14 protein-coding genes and 1 tRNA gene are annotated in these 17,369 nt (G+C 41.3%); 9 read left to right on the top strand and 6 right to left on the bottom strand.

The genetic code is table 11. The features are described from left to right. The first annotated feature begins 29 nt into the window (after positions 1–29). Complete coding sequence (locus E4S40_RS00160) at positions 30–569, top strand: inorganic diphosphatase (RefSeq protein ID WP_135069071.1); 540 nt, start codon at positions 30–32, stop codon at positions 567–569. Between the two features lie 16 nt (positions 570–585). Here E4S40_RS00160 and E4S40_RS00165 read toward each other — a convergent pair whose 3' ends face one another. After that, on the bottom strand, positions 586–1,044 hold the full coding sequence (locus E4S40_RS00165; protein WP_135069074.1) for a hypothetical protein: 459 nt from the start codon (positions 1,042–1,044) through the stop codon (positions 586–588). After that, the gene (locus tag E4S40_RS00170) at positions 1,041–1,637 is read right to left on the bottom strand and encodes an acyl carrier protein phosphodiesterase (protein WP_135069077.1); all 597 of its coding nucleotides are present in this window, start codon (positions 1,635–1,637) and stop codon (positions 1,041–1,043) included. The genes E4S40_RS00165 and E4S40_RS00170 overlap by 4 nt, the downstream gene beginning before the upstream one ends. A 62-nt stretch (positions 1,638–1,699) precedes the next feature. Here E4S40_RS00170 and E4S40_RS00175 point away from each other — a divergent pair, with 62 nt between their 5' ends. Next, positions 1,700–3,628 carry an AAA domain-containing protein gene (locus tag E4S40_RS00175; protein WP_135069080.1) on the top strand — a complete coding sequence of 643 codons (1,929 nt, stop codon included), beginning with the start codon at positions 1,700–1,702 and terminating at the stop codon, positions 3,626–3,628. A 13-nt stretch (positions 3,629–3,641) separates the two neighbouring features. Here the strand turns inward: E4S40_RS00175 and E4S40_RS00180 are convergent, their stop codons facing one another. Both E4S40_RS00180 and E4S40_RS00185 read right to left on the bottom strand, forming a co-directional pair. Further along, on the bottom strand, positions 3,642–4,352 hold the full coding sequence (locus tag E4S40_RS00180; protein WP_135069083.1) for an exonuclease/endonuclease/phosphatase family protein: 711 nt from the start codon (positions 4,350–4,352) through the stop codon (positions 3,642–3,644). A gap of 34 nt (positions 4,353–4,386) precedes the next feature. Beyond that, positions 4,387–4,923: a DUF4924 family protein gene (locus E4S40_RS00185; protein WP_135069086.1), complete on the bottom strand. Its 537-nt coding sequence runs from the start codon at positions 4,921–4,923 to the stop codon at positions 4,387–4,389. A 334-nt stretch (positions 4,924–5,257) separates the two neighbouring features. Between E4S40_RS00185 and lepA the strand changes: the two genes are divergently transcribed. The 7 genes from lepA (at position 5,258) to E4S40_RS00220 (ending at position 12,385) form a co-directional block, all read left to right on the top strand. Further along, positions 5,258–7,045 carry a translation elongation factor 4 gene (lepA, locus tag E4S40_RS00190; protein ID WP_202615313.1) on the top strand — a complete coding sequence of 596 codons (1,788 nt, stop codon included), beginning with the start codon at positions 5,258–5,260 and terminating at the stop codon, positions 7,043–7,045. Between the two features lie 106 nt (positions 7,046–7,151). Then, entirely contained in the window at positions 7,152–7,508 is a 357-nt protein-coding gene (locus tag E4S40_RS00195) for a four helix bundle protein (protein ID WP_135069092.1), read from the top strand. 59 nt (positions 7,509–7,567) lie between these two features. Further along, positions 7,568–8,452, top strand: a complete 885-nt coding sequence (folD, locus tag E4S40_RS00200) for a bifunctional methylenetetrahydrofolate dehydrogenase/methenyltetrahydrofolate cyclohydrolase FolD (RefSeq protein ID WP_135069095.1) — start codon at positions 7,568–7,570, stop codon at positions 8,450–8,452. A gap of 71 nt (positions 8,453–8,523) precedes the next feature. Further along, positions 8,524–8,606, top strand: a tRNA-Leu gene (locus E4S40_RS00205). A gap of 89 nt (positions 8,607–8,695) precedes the next feature. Continuing rightward, positions 8,696–9,235, top strand: a complete 540-nt coding sequence (locus E4S40_RS00210) for a DsrE family protein (RefSeq protein ID WP_135069098.1) — start codon at positions 8,696–8,698, stop codon at positions 9,233–9,235. A gap of 109 nt (positions 9,236–9,344) precedes the next feature. Beyond that, positions 9,345–11,228: an amidophosphoribosyltransferase gene (locus tag E4S40_RS00215; protein ID WP_135069101.1), complete on the top strand. Its 1,884-nt coding sequence runs from the start codon at positions 9,345–9,347 to the stop codon at positions 11,226–11,228. 104 nt (positions 11,229–11,332) lie between these two features. Next, positions 11,333–12,385 carry a M42 family metallopeptidase gene (locus E4S40_RS00220; RefSeq protein WP_135069104.1) on the top strand — a complete coding sequence of 351 codons (1,053 nt, stop codon included), beginning with the start codon at positions 11,333–11,335 and terminating at the stop codon, positions 12,383–12,385. Between the two features lie 199 nt (positions 12,386–12,584). Here the strand turns inward: E4S40_RS00220 and E4S40_RS00225 are convergent, their stop codons facing one another. Both E4S40_RS00225 and E4S40_RS00230 read right to left on the bottom strand, forming a co-directional pair. Next, positions 12,585–15,218, bottom strand: a complete 2,634-nt coding sequence (locus E4S40_RS00225; protein ID WP_135069109.1) for a valine--tRNA ligase — start codon at positions 15,216–15,218, stop codon at positions 12,585–12,587. Between the two features lie 136 nt (positions 15,219–15,354). Further along, positions 15,355–17,241, bottom strand: a complete 1,887-nt coding sequence (locus E4S40_RS00230) for a CocE/NonD family hydrolase (RefSeq protein WP_135069112.1) — start codon at positions 17,239–17,241, stop codon at positions 15,355–15,357. Positions 17,242–17,369 lie beyond the last annotated feature (128 nt).

Below are 17,369 nucleotides of genomic sequence, written 5' to 3' on the forward strand. Positions count from 1 at the left end.
AAACTTTTTACTCAACAAAACAAATCCGTATGATAAATCCTTGGCACGATGTGAACATCGGGAAAAATGCGCCCGAGATCGTAATGGGCGTGGTGGAAATTCCAAAAGGAAGTAAGGGCAAATATGAACTGCACAAAAAGTCCGGAATGCTGATGCTGGATAGGGTATTGTTTTCAGCAGTACATTATCCGGCAAATTATGGATTTATTCCTCAGACCTATTGTGAGGACCATGACCCCTTGGATATTCTGATTATCTCCCAGATCGATATTCCTTCCATGACTTTGGTGGAGGCAAAAGTGATTGGTGTGATGCGAATGGTTGATGGAGGTGAGGCTGATGATAAAATAATTGCTGTCGCAGCAGGCGATCAGTCGGTGAATTACATCAATGACATAGATGAGCTTCCTCCTCACTTGATGAAAGAGGTTCATCGTTTCTTTGAAGACTATAAAAAGCTTGAAAATAAAGAAGTAAAAGTGGAGGACTTTCTAGGAAAAGAGGAAGCCTTGCGGATTATCACTGAGAGTATTCAACTCTACGATAAGCACTTCAGAAATCAACGATAAGACAAAGCCTGAGCAATCAGGCTTTTTTGTTTTTCACCTCTTTTTTAGGTGCTTTTTTGCGAAGGTATTTTACCAATTCCGTGTAGGAATTGTGTTCATGGTTTGATACGGAAAATGACTGTTGATCCGAAAAAGCTACCGTCAGCTGCCGGAATTCCTTTTTATTCGCGATCACGGTTTCCTCCTCCCAAGCTAGAATTTCAGAAATGGGGTAAGCTTTTTGAAAGCTTCTTAGAGGTAATTTGAGTACGATATGATCTTTGCCAGCGGTGATAAACCGGAACCCTGCCATCATTTTGACTAAAAGCATTAATAGCACGAGGGTGATAATCGTGGCGGAAACCAAATAAAACCAAAGCCCAAAACTCCCTTTGTAAGCGAAATCTCGAAGAATCATGATGAGTCCTGCTATCAAAACAAGGACAATAAGTCCCAATGAGAAGTAGGTAGAACCTTTTGGTTTGATGACAATCATGCTTCTTTTTCTAGTTCGGTTAATTTTTGATAGGCAAAACTCTCTAATTCCCTGAAAAAAGCGAAAAAAATGACTTCAAATTCATCTTCATTTTCGATCAAGGCCAGATGAGCTTGCTCCATTTTCGAATCGAATTGGGTCCTTTTGGCCATACCGGACAATGAACGACGAATTCCATCGATTTTACCATAATTCAAAAGCCAATTTTCCTTTTTCATCCAGTGATACATTCCCGCAAACCGAGCAGGAAAAATCAGCGCATAGCGATCAAGGGTGATATAAATGTTTTGGATAAATTTCTCTAAGGGTTCTTCAGAAAATTCACTCCAATCTTTGATTAGGAAATAGTCAAAAAAAACATCCGTAATCACAGAGGAATAATGTCCGAATTTAGGCCTTAAGTAAGTTTGAGCTGCTTTTACGAGCGGATGGGAGTCCGTAAAAGAATCGATGGATCGATGAAGCTGAATTCCTAATTGAATTTGTTTTTCAAAATTTCCCATCTGCTTTCCTTTGACAAAATCGGCTATGAAATTCCCAACAAGAATTTTTTCATGACCAAATGACAGAAAAGCATGAGCTAGGAAATTCATGATCGAGGACTATCGGAAAACTCTCTTGGTTTTGATTAGTTTCGTCCACAAAATACGGATTGATGGACAAAGTCACTGAGGAATTAAAAAAAGGACTGAAACTTTTGCGCTTGGAATGGGAGGAAGACTTAGCCCAGTACAAGAAAAAATTTTTGAATACTTCCCTTTCCGATAAGAAAAAGGAGGGAATTACCTGGCATCCTATTCAAGTAAAAAAGGCAAAAATCGGAATGGGAGAGCGGCTTTTGGTGGAGATAGAAAAGTTGGATCCTCAGCAAAACTCAGCCTTTCAGTCCGGAAAATCCGTGGCGTTTTTCTCCACACAAGAAGGCTTTTCAAAATCTGAAAATCGAATCAATGGCGTGATCAATCAGGTCAAAAAAGACTCCATGATTGTGACGCTCCAAGTTGATGAACTGCCTGAGTGGATGGATAGCACACGTTTAGGTGTGGATTTATTATTTGATGAGGGCAGCTATCGGGAAATGGAATTTGCCTTGAAAAAAGTGATTAATCCTGAAAATATCCGTCTTCGTGAATTGAGAGAAATTCTTTTGGGAGATAAAGAACCTTCATTTTCGAGTCAACCGACTTTGAATCGAGGGAACTTAAACTTTTCTCAAATCCAGGCTTGTCAAAAGGTAATGGAGGCAAAAGATGTTGCCGTTGTTCATGGACCTCCCGGAACCGGAAAAACAACCACGCTGATTCAGACAATTTCGGAAGCGGTGCAGCTTGGACAATCTGTTTTGGTGTGTGCACCAAGTAATGCTGCGGTAGATTTATTGGTTGAAAAGCTCACCGATCAAGGAATAAATACACTTCGAATTGGGCATCCTGCTCGGGTAGAGGAAAAGATATTGAATCAAACCCTAGATGCTAAAACTGCTTTTCATGAAAGTTTTCGCGATCTCAAGAAACTTCGAAAAGAAATCGATCAATACCTGAAGCTAGCCAAACAATACAAGCGAAACTTTGGTCCTGAGGAGCGTAGACAGCGAAAATTACTTTTCGATGAGGTAGGAAGAATCCGGGAAGCAGCAAAGCATCTGGAAGAGTATATTTCTTATGATATTTTCCAGAAAACACAGGTTTTCGCAAGTACGCTAGTAGGGGCTTCTTCGGTTCATTTGAAGGGAATGACTTTCGATGTGGTTTTTATTGATGAAGCAGCTCAGGGATTGGAAGCCGCTACTTGGATTCCCCTCTTGAAAGCTAAGAAAGTGGTTTTTGCGGGAGATCATCTCCAACTCCCACCGACCATCAAATCATTTGAGGCTGCCAAATCAGGGTTGGAAGTAACACTTTTCGAAAAAGTAATACAGAGAAAACCGCAAACTGCTCAAATGCTTCAGGTTCAATATCGAATGAAGGAAGAGATCATGGGCTTCTCGAATGAATATTTTTATAGAGGAAAATTAGAGGCGGCTGAAAATACCCAAGCTCATTTTTTTGAGAATGAACCCGTCCTAGAATGGATTGATACGGCAGGCGCTGGCTATACTGACCGACAAGAGGAGGAGAGTCTGAGCACCTTTAATCCTGAGGAGGGAAAATTTGCCTGTCGCTATTTGGAGGATCTGATCAAGCGAATCGGAGTTGCCAAATTCAAAGAGAATCAATGGACGATTGGTTTGATCGCTCCCTATTCCGCTCAAGTTCGGTATTTAAGGTATTTGATTTTCGAAAGCTATGATTTTCCCAATCTCAAGGCTTTTTCAGACTTGATTACCATTGATGCAGTAGATGGATTTCAGGGTCAGGAGCGGGATTTGATGCTAATTTCCTTGACCCGGTCCAATGAGCGGGGAGAGATCGGTTTTTTGGCTGATGAGCGCCGGATGAATGTCGCCCTGACCCGCGCCAAGCGCAAGCTGGTCCTGATCGGAGATAGCAGCACTTTGGCTAGCAACTCCTTCTTTGATTCTTTACTGGGTTATTTTGAAGAAAAGGGAGGCTATAGAAGTGTTTGGGAGTTTTTGGTAGGCTAAATATTTAAAGAATTTAAAATTGAAAAATTGCTGAAACCGGGATATGATCAGAATGATGAATCCAAATCTTTTGATCTAAGATTTCAACTTTTATAAGATTTTCATGAAAAAAAAATGAACCAAAAATATAATCAATATGATAGGGTTTATTCAGATTTTTTCTGTGGTAAAAAGTTGGATTTTTTTCATCTCCTTGCCTTTCGTTAAAAAATTCATGGTAAAGACTTTTTATCCCTTTTTCTTCTAAAGTCTTTACTACATCTGAATGATTCCACCATCTGTCCCATTGATCCCAGATAACATTGCTATTAAAATCTCCCCCGATTATTATCTCTTCAAAGTTTTCTAGGTTGGTTTGAAGGTATTTCCAAAATTGTCCTATATATCCAAAATTAGGAGAATTATTTCGATGGGTCCATACACCAAGTAGTTGAAAGGAATTGTTGATTTTACAGGGTAAAAAATATTTAACTGAATTATCCTTAAATGTATTAGTCCAATTTAATCTTTCTAGTTTAATTTCAATATTTGCAAAAATTCCGAGCCCTTTATGTATGGAGTCGCCAATCCAAAGATGATTTTTTGCCCAATTTTTATAATCAAAGTCATTTGATTGGCTTGGGTTCTCACATTCTTGGATGATATAAATATCAGAATCTAGGTCTCTTAAAAGATGAAATTTTTTTCTTAGGGCTCCTGCGCAATTCCAAGTAGTAATTTTCAAATTTTTCAATTTTCTAATTTTATAATTCGCCCATTCAATTCCTAGAAATAATCTCTTGCTGATAAACCAAATTCAATAAGCTTAGAACTTCACCAAAGGCCTCAGCTGATTTCAATTGCTCATCCGAAACTTTCTTGCCCAGTAGTCTGCAAAGCAAAAGTCCATAGACTCCGTTGAGGCAAATCTGAACCTCATTTCCCAAATCTTGGCCTTCGGCATCCATCACAGCTTGAAGAATATGTGGTTTGGCCTTTTGAAAAGTCTCAAAATAAGTCTTGTCCGATTTGACAAGTTGCCAATGCAAAGAAGAGAGTTCATCGACGAGTTTTTTGGTCTCCGATAGATGTCCTTTATCTAAAATTCCTTCGCTTTCCATCTGATTTCGAAGATTTTGATACCATTCGAAAATGGATTCTTTTTCTACCTCTTCGACAGGAAAATGTGAAACTACATATTGACGGATTTCTTCCAGATTTCCCTGAAAAGACCGAATCAAGTCCTCCTGTTGGTAGAGGTAAATAATATACTCCCCAATATTTTGTGATTTTTTTCTGTCAGCGATGGATTTCATGGAATGGTTGAATACGATGGACAAAGGTAAAAAATCTCCATAAGATAGCTTCGCAGATAATTTTTAAGATAGTCTTCGCCAAGATCAGGAAAGATAGCTACGCAGATAGTTTAAGATATGGCTTTGCCTAGATAGGGAAAAGATAGCTTCGGGGTAAATTAAATGTTAAAGCTTTGCAAAATATCTTGCCGAAGGCATATCTCGCTAAACGAAGTGAAGCATATCTTGCAAAGCAAGTTCTTTCAACATTTGGAACCATTTATTGTTAAGGTATTTCACCTAGTTTCAGGGAATATTCTCCTTCTTTTTCCCTACTTTTGCGGCACAATTGGCTATGAAAAACATTCGAAATTTCTGTATCATCGCCCATATTGACCATGGGAAGAGTACACTGGCGGATAGGTTGTTGCAGTTTACCAATACGGTAACTGACCGGGAGATGCAAAATCAATTATTGGACGATATGGATTTGGAGCGTGAGCGAGGAATCACGATCAAATCTCATGCGATCCAGATGAAATACAATTACAAGGGAGAAGAGTATACTCTCAATTTGATCGATACTCCGGGACACGTCGATTTTTCTTATGAAGTTTCCCGCTCCATTGCTGCCTGTGAAGGAGCGCTATTGATCGTGGATGCTTCTCAAGGTATTGAAGCTCAGACTATTTCCAATTTGTATTTGGCGATGGGGCATGACTTGGAGATTATCCCTGTCCTAAATAAGATTGACCTACCTGGTGCTGATCCAGAATTGCGAGCTGATGAGGTGATTGATTTGATTGGTTGTGATCGAGAAGATATCATTTTGGCTTCAGGAAAAGAAGGAATCGGAATTGAGGATATCCTGAATGCAGTGGTTGAGAAAATCCCAGCTCCAAAAGGAGATCCTGATGCGCCTTTGCAGGCAATGATTTTTGATTCGGAATTCAACTCATTCCGTGGGGTAGAGGTAATCTTCCGGATTTTTAACGGAACCCTCAGAAAAGGAGATAAAATTAAATTCGTCAATACTGGACGGGAATACGATGCCGATGAAATCGGAATCCTTGGTTTGAATCAAATCCCTCAACAGGCCATGAGCGCCGGAAACGTAGGTTACTTGATTTCCGGTATCAAGGTGGCGAAGGAAGTAAAAGTAGGTGATACTATTACCCACACTAAGCGGCCTTGCGAAAAAGCGATTCAAGGCTTTGAAAACGTAAAGCCTATGGTATTTGCAGGTATTTATCCAGTAGATACTTCTGAATTTGAGGAATTGCGGGCTTCCATGGAAAAGCTTCAGTTGAATGATGCATCCTTGGTTTGGGAACCTGAAACTTCAGCAGCTTTGGGATTTGGTTTCCGATGCGGTTTCTTGGGAATGCTACACATGGAGATCGTCCAAGAGCGTTTGGAGCGTGAGTTTGATATGACGGTGATTACGACGGTGCCATCCGTTCAGTTCCGAGCCTTGATGAATGACAATACCTACAATGTCATCAATGCTCCTTCTGACATGCCTGACCCGAATAAATACAAGCATATTGAAGAACCTTTTGTAAAAGCTTCCATTATCACAGCGGCTGAGTACGTGGGGCCGGTGATTCAATTGTGTATGGAAAAGCGGGGGCAGATCAAAAACCAAGTTTATCTGACTTCCGATCGAGTTGAGCTGCAATTTGATATGCCTTTGGCAGAGATTGTATTTGACTTCTTTGATAAGTTGAAGACCATTTCCCGAGGTTATGCTTCTTTGGATTATGAATTGAAAGGATTCCAGCCATCTCACATGGTTCGTCTAGATATCATGTTGAATGGAGAACCTGTAGATGCCTTGTCAGCAATCGTTCACAGAGATAAAGCCTATGAGTGGGGTAAGCGACTTTGTGAGAAGTTGAAGGAATTAGTACCTCGTCAAATGTTCGAAATTGCCATTCAGGCAGCTATCGGAACTAAGATTATTGCCCGAGAAACAATTAAGGCCTTGCGTAAAAACGTATTGGCGAAGTGTTATGGTGGTGATATTTCCCGTAAGCGTAAATTGCTCGAGAAGCAGAAAAAAGGTAAGAAACGCATGCGCCAAGTAGGAAATGTCGAGGTTCCTCAGGAGGCGTTTATGGCGGTTCTGAAGCTAGATTAAGGGATTTACGATTTACGAATTAAGATTTACGGCGAATAATTGAATTGCATTCCTAAAATTCCATAGCAATTGTTTTTAGTTTTCATGATATCTAAACAATTACTATATGAGGAGCCAAATTAAGGAACGAACAAAGCGTTTTGCGATCGATGTTTGGTATTTATGTTCCAAATTGCCTCAATCGAGAGAATATAATAACTATGTAAATCAATTGATTCGTTGCTCAAGTTCTGTTGCTGCAAATTACCGGGCAGTAGGAAGAGCAAAATCGAAAGCTGATTTCATAAATAAATTGAAGATAGTTGAGGAGGAGGCAGATGAAAGTCAGTTCTTTTTAGAATTATTAGAGGAAATCAATAAAAACCAAGAGTTATCAAGTGAAATAAAGCGACTATTAAAAGAATCAAATGAGATTATTGCGATAGTTGTATCAAGTATAAAAACAGCAAGAGTTACTAATTGACGATTGATAAGTATTTAGCTTCGTAAATCGTAAATCGTAAATCAAACATCGTAAATCCTATGTCTACAATCATCGACGGAAAAAAAACCTCACAAGACATCAAAAATGAAATTGCTGCTCGGGTAGCCGAAATAAAAGCTGAAGGTGGAAAAATTCCTCATTTGGCGGCGGTACTCGTAGGTAATGATGGTGCTAGCCAAACCTACGTTGGGGCAAAGGTGAAAGCCTGTGAGCAAGTGGGTTTTGAATCTACCTTGGTACGTTTGGAGGAAAGCGTTTCGGAAAGTGAATTGCTTCGGGTGGTGGAAGACATCAATAATAATCCTGAAATCGACGGGTTGATCGTTCAATTGCCTCTTCCAAAACATATTTCCGTCGAGCGTGTAACTGATAAAATCAAACCTGAAAAGGATGTGGATGGCTTTACTCCAGCCAATGTTGGAAGGATGACTCTCCACTGGCCTGCTTATGTTGCAGCTACACCCTATGGAATTGTAGAGCTATTGAAGCGCTATGAAATTGAAACTTCAGGAAAACACTGCGTGGTGATTGGTCGAAGTCATATTGTCGGTAGCCCGATGAGTATCTTGATGGCTAGAAATGGCTATCCAGGAAATGCAACTGTTACCTTGACTCATAGCCGAACCAAGAACTTGGCAGAAATCACAAAAACTGCTGATATTCTGATTGTGGCGATTGGTAAGCCTGAATTTGTAACTGCCGATATGGTGAAGGAAGGCGCTGTGGTTATTGATGTGGGAATTCACAGAATCGAAGATTCTAGTAAAAAATCCGGTTTTAGACTGATCGGAGACGTGAAATTTGATGAAGTTTCCGAAAAAGCTTCTGCCATTACACCTGTTCCGGGAGGAGTAGGTCCGATGACAATTGCCTCTCTTTTGTACAATACTTTGCTAGCTGCAGAGGGTAAAATTTACCATTAAAATATTTTCGCAAAAGCAGGGAAAGGGTTTGCATGGGATGCTGTCCCTTTCTACTTTTGCAATCCTAATCCGCGCATGTGGTGAAACTGGTAGACACGCCATCTTGAGGGGGTGGTGCTCTATGGGCGTGGAGGTTCGAATCCTCTCATGCGCACGAAACCTTCCCAAATCGGGAAGGTTTTTTTATTAATGGCAAGTTTTTAAACTGGATTTTTGGCTATTTTTCGATCAAATCAACTTGTCATGAAAAAGATCTTTCTCTCCCTGTTATTCCTCGTTTTCCTAGGTGTTTCTAGTCTTCAGGCTCAGACGCAACATTATCCCATTGTAAAGGGTTTTGGAGGCATTTACGAAGTGCCCGATGCGACCGAACGACCTGACCCAACTTTGGAATACAAAATTCTGGTTGACCTAATCAGTGGGGCAGAGGATCCAAAAGCCATCAACCGCTATGTGGATAATGTTGCTCGCTTAATGAATTTGCATGGCTTGGCTGGCGTGCCGAAAGATCGACTTCACGTCAAAGTAGTGGTACATGGAGGAGCAATTTTTTCCCTTTTGAATGATAAAAACTACAAGGACCGCTACGATGTGGAAAATCCGAATTTGAAAGTATTCGATGCCTTGAAAGAAGCAGGTGCGGATATCTTGGTTTGTGGACAGTCCATGGTGGTTCGAAAATTAAGCAAGGAAGACCTTTGGCCAGGTGTAGAAGTCGCTCATTCTATGCTAACTACAGCTACTACCTACGTGCCTCAAGGCTATGTGATGCTTCGTTTTTAAGGCATTGAGAGGAATGTTTGAATCTCCAATCGAGATTTGAACTTTTCGCCCCGAAATTCCTTTAAATTGCTGTACCTTTGTACCATAAAGCTAACTTATCTCCCGGTCAATGAGTGACGCAATTAAACACGAATGCGGTATAGCCATGGTGAGGCTCCGCAAATCACCCCAATATTACATTGATAAATATGGTACGCCTGCCTATGCTTCCAACAGGATGTATGTCCTGATGCAAAAGCAGATTAACCGTGGTCAGGATGGTGCGGGTGTCGCCAATGTCAAAATCAACACCAAGCCCGGTACCCGCTACATCAGCCGATACCGATCCATTGAGCCTTCCGCTGTTAATTACATTTTTGAAAAAATCAGCAAAAAGTACAAAAAGGCAAAAAAACTTGGAGGCCATGATGGCTTAAGCGATGCAGAATGGTTGAAAGAAAATATCGCCTTTACCGGGGAGGTTTGGCTGGGTCACTTGCGGTACGGAACACACGGTGAAAACAGCATCGAAACCTGTCATCCTTTCTTGAAGCAAAACAACTGGAGAAGCCGAAATTTGGTCATGGCCGGAAACTTCAACATGACCAATGTGGAGGAGCTTTTTGGAAAGTTGGTTCAGCTAGGTCAGCATCCGAAGGAAAAAACAGATACCGTGACCGTGATGGAAAAAATCGGTCACTTTTTGGATGAAGAAAACCAGCGGATCTTTGATAAATACAAGCATCAGTACACCAATGAACAAATCACCCAATTCATTGAAGATGAATTGGATGTGGCTCGAATTTTAAGAAGATCCTGTAGAGACTTTGACGGAGGGTATGCTATGTGCGGCTTAATCGGAAACGGTTCCAGTTTCGTAGTGCGGGACCCTTCTGGTATCCGTCCAGCTTACTATTATGCCGATGAAGAAATCATCGTAGTTGCCTCCGAAAAACCTGCGATTAAATCCGCTTTCAATATTGATTTTAAAGCGATCAAAGAAATCCAACCAGGAAATGCCTTGGTAATCAATAAGGATGGCTCTTATTCTGAGGAAGAAATTATCCCAGCGCGTGAGAAAAAGTCCTGTTCTTTCGAGCGTATTTATTTTTCAAGAGGAACAGATCCGGATATCTATCAAGAGCGAAAAAATTTGGGTAAGGCCTTGATTCCTCAGATTTTGAAGGCTATTGACTTTGATTTGAAGAATACCGTCTTCTCTTACATTCCCAACACTGCTGAGACAGCCTTCTTGGGGATGATCGAAGGCTTGGAAGAATACCTTGTGGCTAAGCGAAAAGAGGTCTTCTTAGAAGGTAAGCCTCATATGGGGGATTTGGAGGAATTGTTGAATTTCCGTCCACGAGTTGAAAAGCTGGTTAGCAAAGACGTCAAACTCCGGACCTTCATCACCAATGATGATGATCGGGATACCATGGTAAGTTCGGTGTATGACACGACTTACGAAGTGGTAAGACCCGGAGTGGATACCTTGGTGGTAATCGATGATAGTATCGTTCGTGGCACTACCTTGGAAAAGAGTATTTTGACCACCTTGGATAAATTGAATCCAAAACGAATCATCATTGTATCATCTGCCCCACAGATTCGCTACCCGGATTGTTATGGAATTGATATGTCCCGAATGAAGGACTTTATCGCATTCCGAGCGGCTACTGCTTTGCTCAAAGAGCGGAAGATTGATAATATCTTAGAAGAAGTCTACGAAGCATGTCATGCCAATCCAAAAGCCTCAGAGAACTTTGTGAAGAAGGTTTATGAGCCGTTTACTGATGAAGAGATCTCTGATAAGATCGCCGAAATCGTCACTTCTGAAGAAATCAGGGCCGAAGTAAAGGTTATTTACCAAACCGTAGATGCTTTGCACAACTGTATTCCAAATCATTTGGGAGACTGGTATTTCACCGGTGATTATCCTACCGATGGAGGAACTTGGGTTGTGAATAAAGCCTTCAAAAACTACATGGAAGGAAAGACCATTCGAGCGTATTAATCGAATTGATTATAAAAATTTCAAAGGCGTTGGGAAAAATCTCTACGCCTTTTTTCATTTTAGTATTTTAGCAATTGATTCAAAAAAGATAAATCTCAAGACAAATGACTATCGATATTTCCTTATTGAAACAAGTATGTGAAATCGCCGGCGCACCCGGTTTTGAAAAACGCATCCGTGATTTAGTAATTGACCTGGTTCGGCCTTATGTAGATGAAATCCGAACGGACAATCTTGGAAACGTGATCGCGATAAAAAAAGGAAAGCGAAATCCGGATGGAAAGCGAGTAATGGTTGCCGCCCACATGGATGAGATTGGTTTTATTGTGACTCATATAGATGATCAAGGCTTTGTTCGCTTCCATACGCTAGGCGGTTTTGACCCAAAAACTTTGACAGCTCAGCGAGTGATTGTGCACGGTAAGCAGGACTTGATTGGAGTAATGGGGACGAAGCCTATCCACGTTATGAGTCCAGAAGAGCGAAATAAACTTCCCAAAACAACAGACTTTTTTATTGACTTGGGAATGTCCAAAGAAGAGGTTGAAAAGTATGTTTCCGTGGGAGATCCAATAACGAGAGAGCGCCATTTGGTGGAAATGGGAAGCTGCGTCAACTGTAAATCCATCGATAACCGAGTGGCAGTTTATATTTTGATTGAGGCTTTGAAAAAAATCCAGAATCCTGCTTATGATGTCTATGCAACCTTCACGGTTCAGGAGGAAGTTGGAATTCGGGGAGCCAATGTCGCTGCCCATGGGATAAACCCGGACTTTGGAATCGCTTTAGATACCACGATCGCCTTTGATGTGCCGGGAGCTCAGCCTCACGAGAAAGTAACGGAACTTGGAAAGGGTACAGCTATCAAAATTATGGATGCCATGACGATTTGCGATTACCGCATGGTGGAGTTTATGAAGCAGACTGCCAATAAAGAAAATATCACCTGGCAGCCTGAAATTCTCACTGCCGGAGGAACTGATACTGCCGGTGTACAGCGAATGGGTAAGCAAGGTGCGATTGCCGGTGCGATTTCAATTCCTACCCGTCACTTGCATCAGGTAATTGAAATGGCGAATAAAAAAGATATTGCAGATTCTATTCAGTTGCTCATTGCTTGCCTTGAGCAGATTGATGAATACAATTGGAGCCATTAAAAAAGAGGCTGTTAAAAAAGATTTCCGTCATTGCGAACGAAGTGAAGCCCGCCTTCCGGAGGGCAGGCAATCTTAACTGATTTTATTTTAATCAACGATGAGATCCTTATGTTTCACTAGTGATGACGAACCTTATTCATTTGAAAAAACCTCTTGAAATAAATCGGAAACTCTCCCTAGAATAAGTAGGGAGAGTTTTTTATCCCAATTTTGCCAAGCTATCCTCCAAAGCCTTGATTTTGGCTTCTGCGTCTGCCTGCTTTTTCTTTTCCGTTTCCACTACCTGAGCAGGAGCATTGTTGACGAAGCGCTCATTGGAAAGTTTTTTCATCACAGTTGCCAAGAAGCCTTTCGTGTACTCCAACTCCTTCTGCAAATTGGCTTTCTCTTCTTCAACATTGATAGAATCTCCCATAGGGATAAAACACTCATCAGCCTTTACAACAAAGCTCATGGCGTTTTCCACTTTCTCTGCAAAATTCAAAGAAGATAAGTTAGCCAATTTCGTCAATACAGACTCAAATCGAGCATACAAATCCGGGTTCTTTGAATTGATAGTTAGATCCAAAGCTTCTTTTGGAGACATTCCCTTAGAAGCTCTAAGATTTCGGATTTGAGATACCACTTCAAATACCTGAGCAGCTTCTTCGATGATTTTCTCATCAAAAGATGTTTGACTTGGCCAGCTCGCCAAAATCAGGGATTCTTCCACGCTTCTTTCCTGAATTTGATGCCAAATCTCCTCCGACAAGAAAGGCATGAAAGGATGCAAAACCTTCAAGATGCCTTCAAAGAAAGCGATGGTCTGATCGTAAGTTTTTTGGTCAATTGGCTGCTGATAGGCAGGTTTGATCATTTCTAGATACCAAGAACAGAAATCATCCCAAACCAATTTATACGTAGCCATCAAGGCATCCGAAATTCGGAATTTCTCGAAATGATCATTTATCTCTGCCAAAGCCTGTTGGAATCGGTTTTCGAACCATTCTATACTGGCATCATTTGCTGATCCATCTAAATTAGCGTCAACCTCCCAGCCTTTTACCAAGCGGAAAGCATTCCAGATTTTATTGGCAAAATTTCTTCCCTGTTCAACAAGCTTTTCATCAAAAGGTAGGTCATTTCCAGCAGGAGAGGAGAAGAGCATTCCGGTACGGACACCATCTGCTCCATATTGAGCAATCAATTCCAAAGGATCAGGCGAGTTGCCCAAAGACTTAGACATTTTTCTACCCAATTTATCCCGTACGATACCAGTCAAATAGACATTTCGGAATGGTTTATCACCCATGTACTCGTAGCCAGCAATGATCATTCGGGCAACCCAGAAAAAGAGAATTTCCGGTGCCGTCACCAGGTCATTGGTCGGGTAATAATATTTCAGGTCTTCGTTTGGCTTTCCGGTAGTGAAGACATCAGTGTCAAAAACCGAAATCGGCCACAACCAAGAGCTGAACCAAGTGTCCAATACATCTTCATCTTGTTTTAGATCTTCCAAGGTGAAGTTTGCATTGAATTGTTCATTGGCAAGCTGAAGGGCTTCTTCAGCGGTTTTCGCTACCACAAATTCTCCATTTGGTAGATGAAAGGCAGGAATTCGATGCCCCCACCAAAGTTGGCGTGAGATACACCAATCCCGAACGTTCTCCATCCAAACCCGGTACATATTTTTGAACTTCGGCGGATGAAGTTGAATGATATCATCCATTACAGCCTTAAATGCAGGTTTGGTGATTTCATCCATTTTCAGGAACCACTGTAACGAAAGTTTAGGTTCAATGACTGCATCCGTACGCTCGGAGTGTCCAACGTTTGACTTATAGTCCTCGATTTTTTCCAGTTGACCAGCTTCCTCGAGAAGCTTTCCGATTTTCTTTCTTGCAACAAATCGGTCCTCACCTACGAGGATTTGAGCCTTTTCATTTAAGGTGCCGTCATCATTGAGAATGTCGATTACCTCAAGTCTGTGTTTTACTCCAAGTTCGTAGTCATTCAGATCGTGAGCTGGAGTAACTTTCAAACATCCAGTTCCAAATTCCATATCCACATACTCATCCTCAATGATAGGAACGGATCGATTGATCAAAGGAATAATCGCCTTTTTTCCTTTCAAATGGGTAAATCGTGGATCATTTGGATTGATGCAAATGGCTGAGTCAGCCATGATAGTTTCCGGTCTGGTAGTGGCGATTGTCAAATATTCATTTTCAGAGCCTTCGATTTTATACTTGATGTAGTATAATTTCGATGCGACCTCCTTCATGAACACCTCATCATCCGAAAGGGCAGTTTGTCCCTTTGGGTCCCAGTTTACCATACGGATGCCTCTGTAAATTTTTCCTTTTCGATAGAGATCCACGAAAACAGAATTCACTGCATCGCTTAATCCCGGATCCATGGTAAAGGCAGTTCTATCCCAGTCGCAAGAAGCACCCAATTTTTTCAATTGCTCCAGGATAATTCCTCCATACTTTTCCTTCCATTCCCAAGCATGCTTGAGAAAATCTTCCCGGGAAATATCTTTTTTGTCGATGCCTTTTTCTTTTAAAAGCTGAACGACTTTGGTTTCAGTAGCAATGGAAGCATGATCTGTTCCGGGAATCCAGCAGGCATTTTTACCTTGCATACGAGCGCGACGAATCAATACATCCTGAATGGTATTATTCAGCATATGCCCCATGTGAAGGACGCCGGTTACGTTTGGTGGCGGGATCACAATAGTGTAGGGTTCTTTGCTGTAATCAACTTTCGATGAAAAAAGCTTATGTTCCATCCAATAGGCATACCATTTGGCCTCGGCCTGTGACGGATCGTATTTACTGGAAATAGACATGCTCGGATTTTGTTTTTCGAAGTCGCAAAAATAGCAGAAAAAGGGGAAAAGGCCTTGATTGAATGGGTTTGTAAAAAATAAAAAGAGGCTGTCTCTACTAATTAGACAGCCTCAAATAAGGATTCAAAATATATTTTTACTTTTTAATCATTGGCAATACCACTCGGCTAAGAAACTTTCCGCCATGGTGAATAGAATTCGTAGCAACTACTCCTTCGCTTTCATCATAATTATTCCCACCGGTATTCATATTGCGATCGAATCTAGGGAAGTTTGAGCTTGTGACTTCAATCCGAATTCTATGTCCCTTATCGAAGTAATTGGATGTACTCATAGGGGTCATTTTTATTTCGTAGACCTTCCCGTCTTCCATCCAAACCTCTTTATCATAGCCTTCGCGATAGCGAACACGCTGGATCGTTTCATCCAAGTTGTAAGCCGTTCCGTCTGGATAGACATCAATCAACTTGATTGTAACGTCAGTGTCTTTTACGTCTGAACTGAGGTATAGATAGGATTCAATAAATCCTGATACTTCGACCCCTTCTTCCAATGGCTCGGAGGTATAAACTAATATATCATCCCGCAATTCCATTTCTGATTGATCAAAAGCGCCTCCTTGGACGGCATTTCCGGTACAGCACACATTCCCTCCATAGGAAGGAACAGGATTCATCGGGTCATAGGTAAAGGTGTCCTGATTTTCTTTTTTTGGAGCTTTTGAAACAAGTTTTCCATCTCCATTTCGGGTATTTGCATTTCCCTCTGAGTCCAAATAAAAGGAAGTCATGACCGCGTCTTTCGGAGGCCATACATCAGAAGACTGCCATTCGTTTGTACCCATGGTGAAGTAGGTAACCTTTGGTAATGCATCAATTGTCTGATTGGATTCTCCCTTGAGCCACTTGTCAAACCAAGCTGTGATTACTTCATCGTAATTCCAGCGCGCATCGCCCATACTTCGCTCACCAACTACTGTGTTTTCTGTTGCTCGAGTGTAGGAGCAATGCAAAACAGGCGCAATGACCAAGTATTGATTATCTCTGGCCATTTGGCTGATGGCGTTTTGGCGCACATGATTGTACAAAGCAATATTTGGAGAAGAGGAGACATCATACCAAGACACAAACCACATGCTTGGCTTATCAAAAGGCATATCATCATGGTATAATCCGCCTTGATACCACCGCGCATCATTTGGTTTCCGGGTGATCATTTCTTCATAGATTCCCTGAGGTCCATTTACATTTTTGATGATGTCCTGAATAGGTAAATGTGCCAATCCTTCCTTCCAATCCACTCGTGGATATTCTGGAGCCATATCATAAAATCGCTGAAGGCGGAGTAAGTCTTCTTGACTGATTCCTCTTCGCAGTTTAGGTGCCAAAGGATCATGTTGTGTGCCATAGAGCCATGCTGTAAAAAGCATTTGACCTGCTCCGCCTCTATACCAGTTTCCTTGCTCAAAATATTCTCCAATTCGGCCCACGCCGGCACCATATCCCTGAGGAACCAAAGCTGCCAAAGCTGGGTGATTTAAGGAAGCGGCAGCCATTTGCCATTCAGCTGTGGAAGAACAGCCCAACAGGCCGATTTTGCCATTACTCCAGGCTTGTTTTGACATCCAATCAAAAGCATCATAACTATCCGTCAGAGGTGTTCCGAGAATATCCCATTCTCCTTCTGAGAAGAATCTTCCTCGTTCATTTTGAACGACATAGGCATAACCCTTTTTTACCCAATCCAGGGCAGTTTGGAGAGTACGGGTTCGCATTTCTCCATCTCCATAGGTATTGAAATTATATGGGGTCCGGGAGAATACAATAGGAACAGGTTGATCTGTTTTAGGCCGATAAATATCTGTTGCCAAACGAATACCATCCCGCATTGGCATCATGACCTTTTGATCGACAATTGCTACTTGCTCAAGTTGATCCAGGATCGAAATTTCCTGGGCTTGAATTTGCAGCGTAAAGAGGAAAAACAAAAAGAGCACGAGAGCTCGAGGATTGAATCTATACATAAGATTAAATTTTGGACTGACTGAATTTACTGGAAAGCTTCAAAAGATTAGATAATGCTTTGAGATTTTCTTTTCCAAGTAAATTTTCCTTTCACTTTTCATTTCATGGATAAGCCTTAAATTTGCCC

It is taken from the genome of Algoriphagus kandeliae (genome assembly GCF_004571135.1).
In the GTDB taxonomy this organism is placed as follows: Bacteria; Bacteroidota; Bacteroidia; order Cytophagales; family Cyclobacteriaceae; genus Algoriphagus; species Algoriphagus kandeliae.

What these genes read in the sequence shown, in the direction of transcription:
- folD (WP_135069095.1), top strand. Translation starts at nt 7,568, where the DNA reads ATGTCTACAATCATCGACGGAAAAAAAACCTCACAAGACATCAAAAAT.
- E4S40_RS00210 (WP_135069098.1), top strand. Translation starts at nt 8,696, where the DNA reads ATGAAAAAGATCTTTCTCTCCCTGTTATTCCTCGTTTTCCTAGGTGTT.
- E4S40_RS00160 (WP_135069071.1), top strand. Translation starts at nt 30, where the DNA reads ATGATAAATCCTTGGCACGATGTGAACATCGGGAAAAATGCGCCCGAG.
- E4S40_RS00220 (WP_135069104.1), top strand. Translation starts at nt 11,333, where the DNA reads ATGACTATCGATATTTCCTTATTGAAACAAGTATGTGAAATCGCCGGC.
- E4S40_RS00230 (WP_135069112.1), bottom strand. Translation starts at nt 17,241, where the DNA reads ATGTATAGATTCAATCCTCGAGCTCTCGTGCTCTTTTTGTTTTTCCTC.
- E4S40_RS00185 (WP_135069086.1), bottom strand. Translation starts at nt 4,923, where the DNA reads ATGAAATCCATCGCTGACAGAAAAAAATCACAAAATATTGGGGAGTAT.
- E4S40_RS00175 (WP_135069080.1), top strand. Translation starts at nt 1,700, where the DNA reads ATGGACAAAGTCACTGAGGAATTAAAAAAAGGACTGAAACTTTTGCGC.
- E4S40_RS00225 (WP_135069109.1), bottom strand. Translation starts at nt 15,218, where the DNA reads ATGTCTATTTCCAGTAAATACGATCCGTCACAGGCCGAGGCCAAATGG.
- lepA (WP_202615313.1), top strand. Translation starts at nt 5,258, where the DNA reads ATGAAAAACATTCGAAATTTCTGTATCATCGCCCATATTGACCATGGG.
- E4S40_RS00215 (WP_135069101.1), top strand. Translation starts at nt 9,345, where the DNA reads ATGAGTGACGCAATTAAACACGAATGCGGTATAGCCATGGTGAGGCTC.
- E4S40_RS00170 (WP_135069077.1), bottom strand. Translation starts at nt 1,637, where the DNA reads ATGAATTTCCTAGCTCATGCTTTTCTGTCATTTGGTCATGAAAAAATT.
- E4S40_RS00195 (WP_135069092.1), top strand. Translation starts at nt 7,152, where the DNA reads ATGAGGAGCCAAATTAAGGAACGAACAAAGCGTTTTGCGATCGATGTT.
- E4S40_RS00165 (WP_135069074.1), bottom strand. Translation starts at nt 1,044, where the DNA reads ATGATTGTCATCAAACCAAAAGGTTCTACCTACTTCTCATTGGGACTT.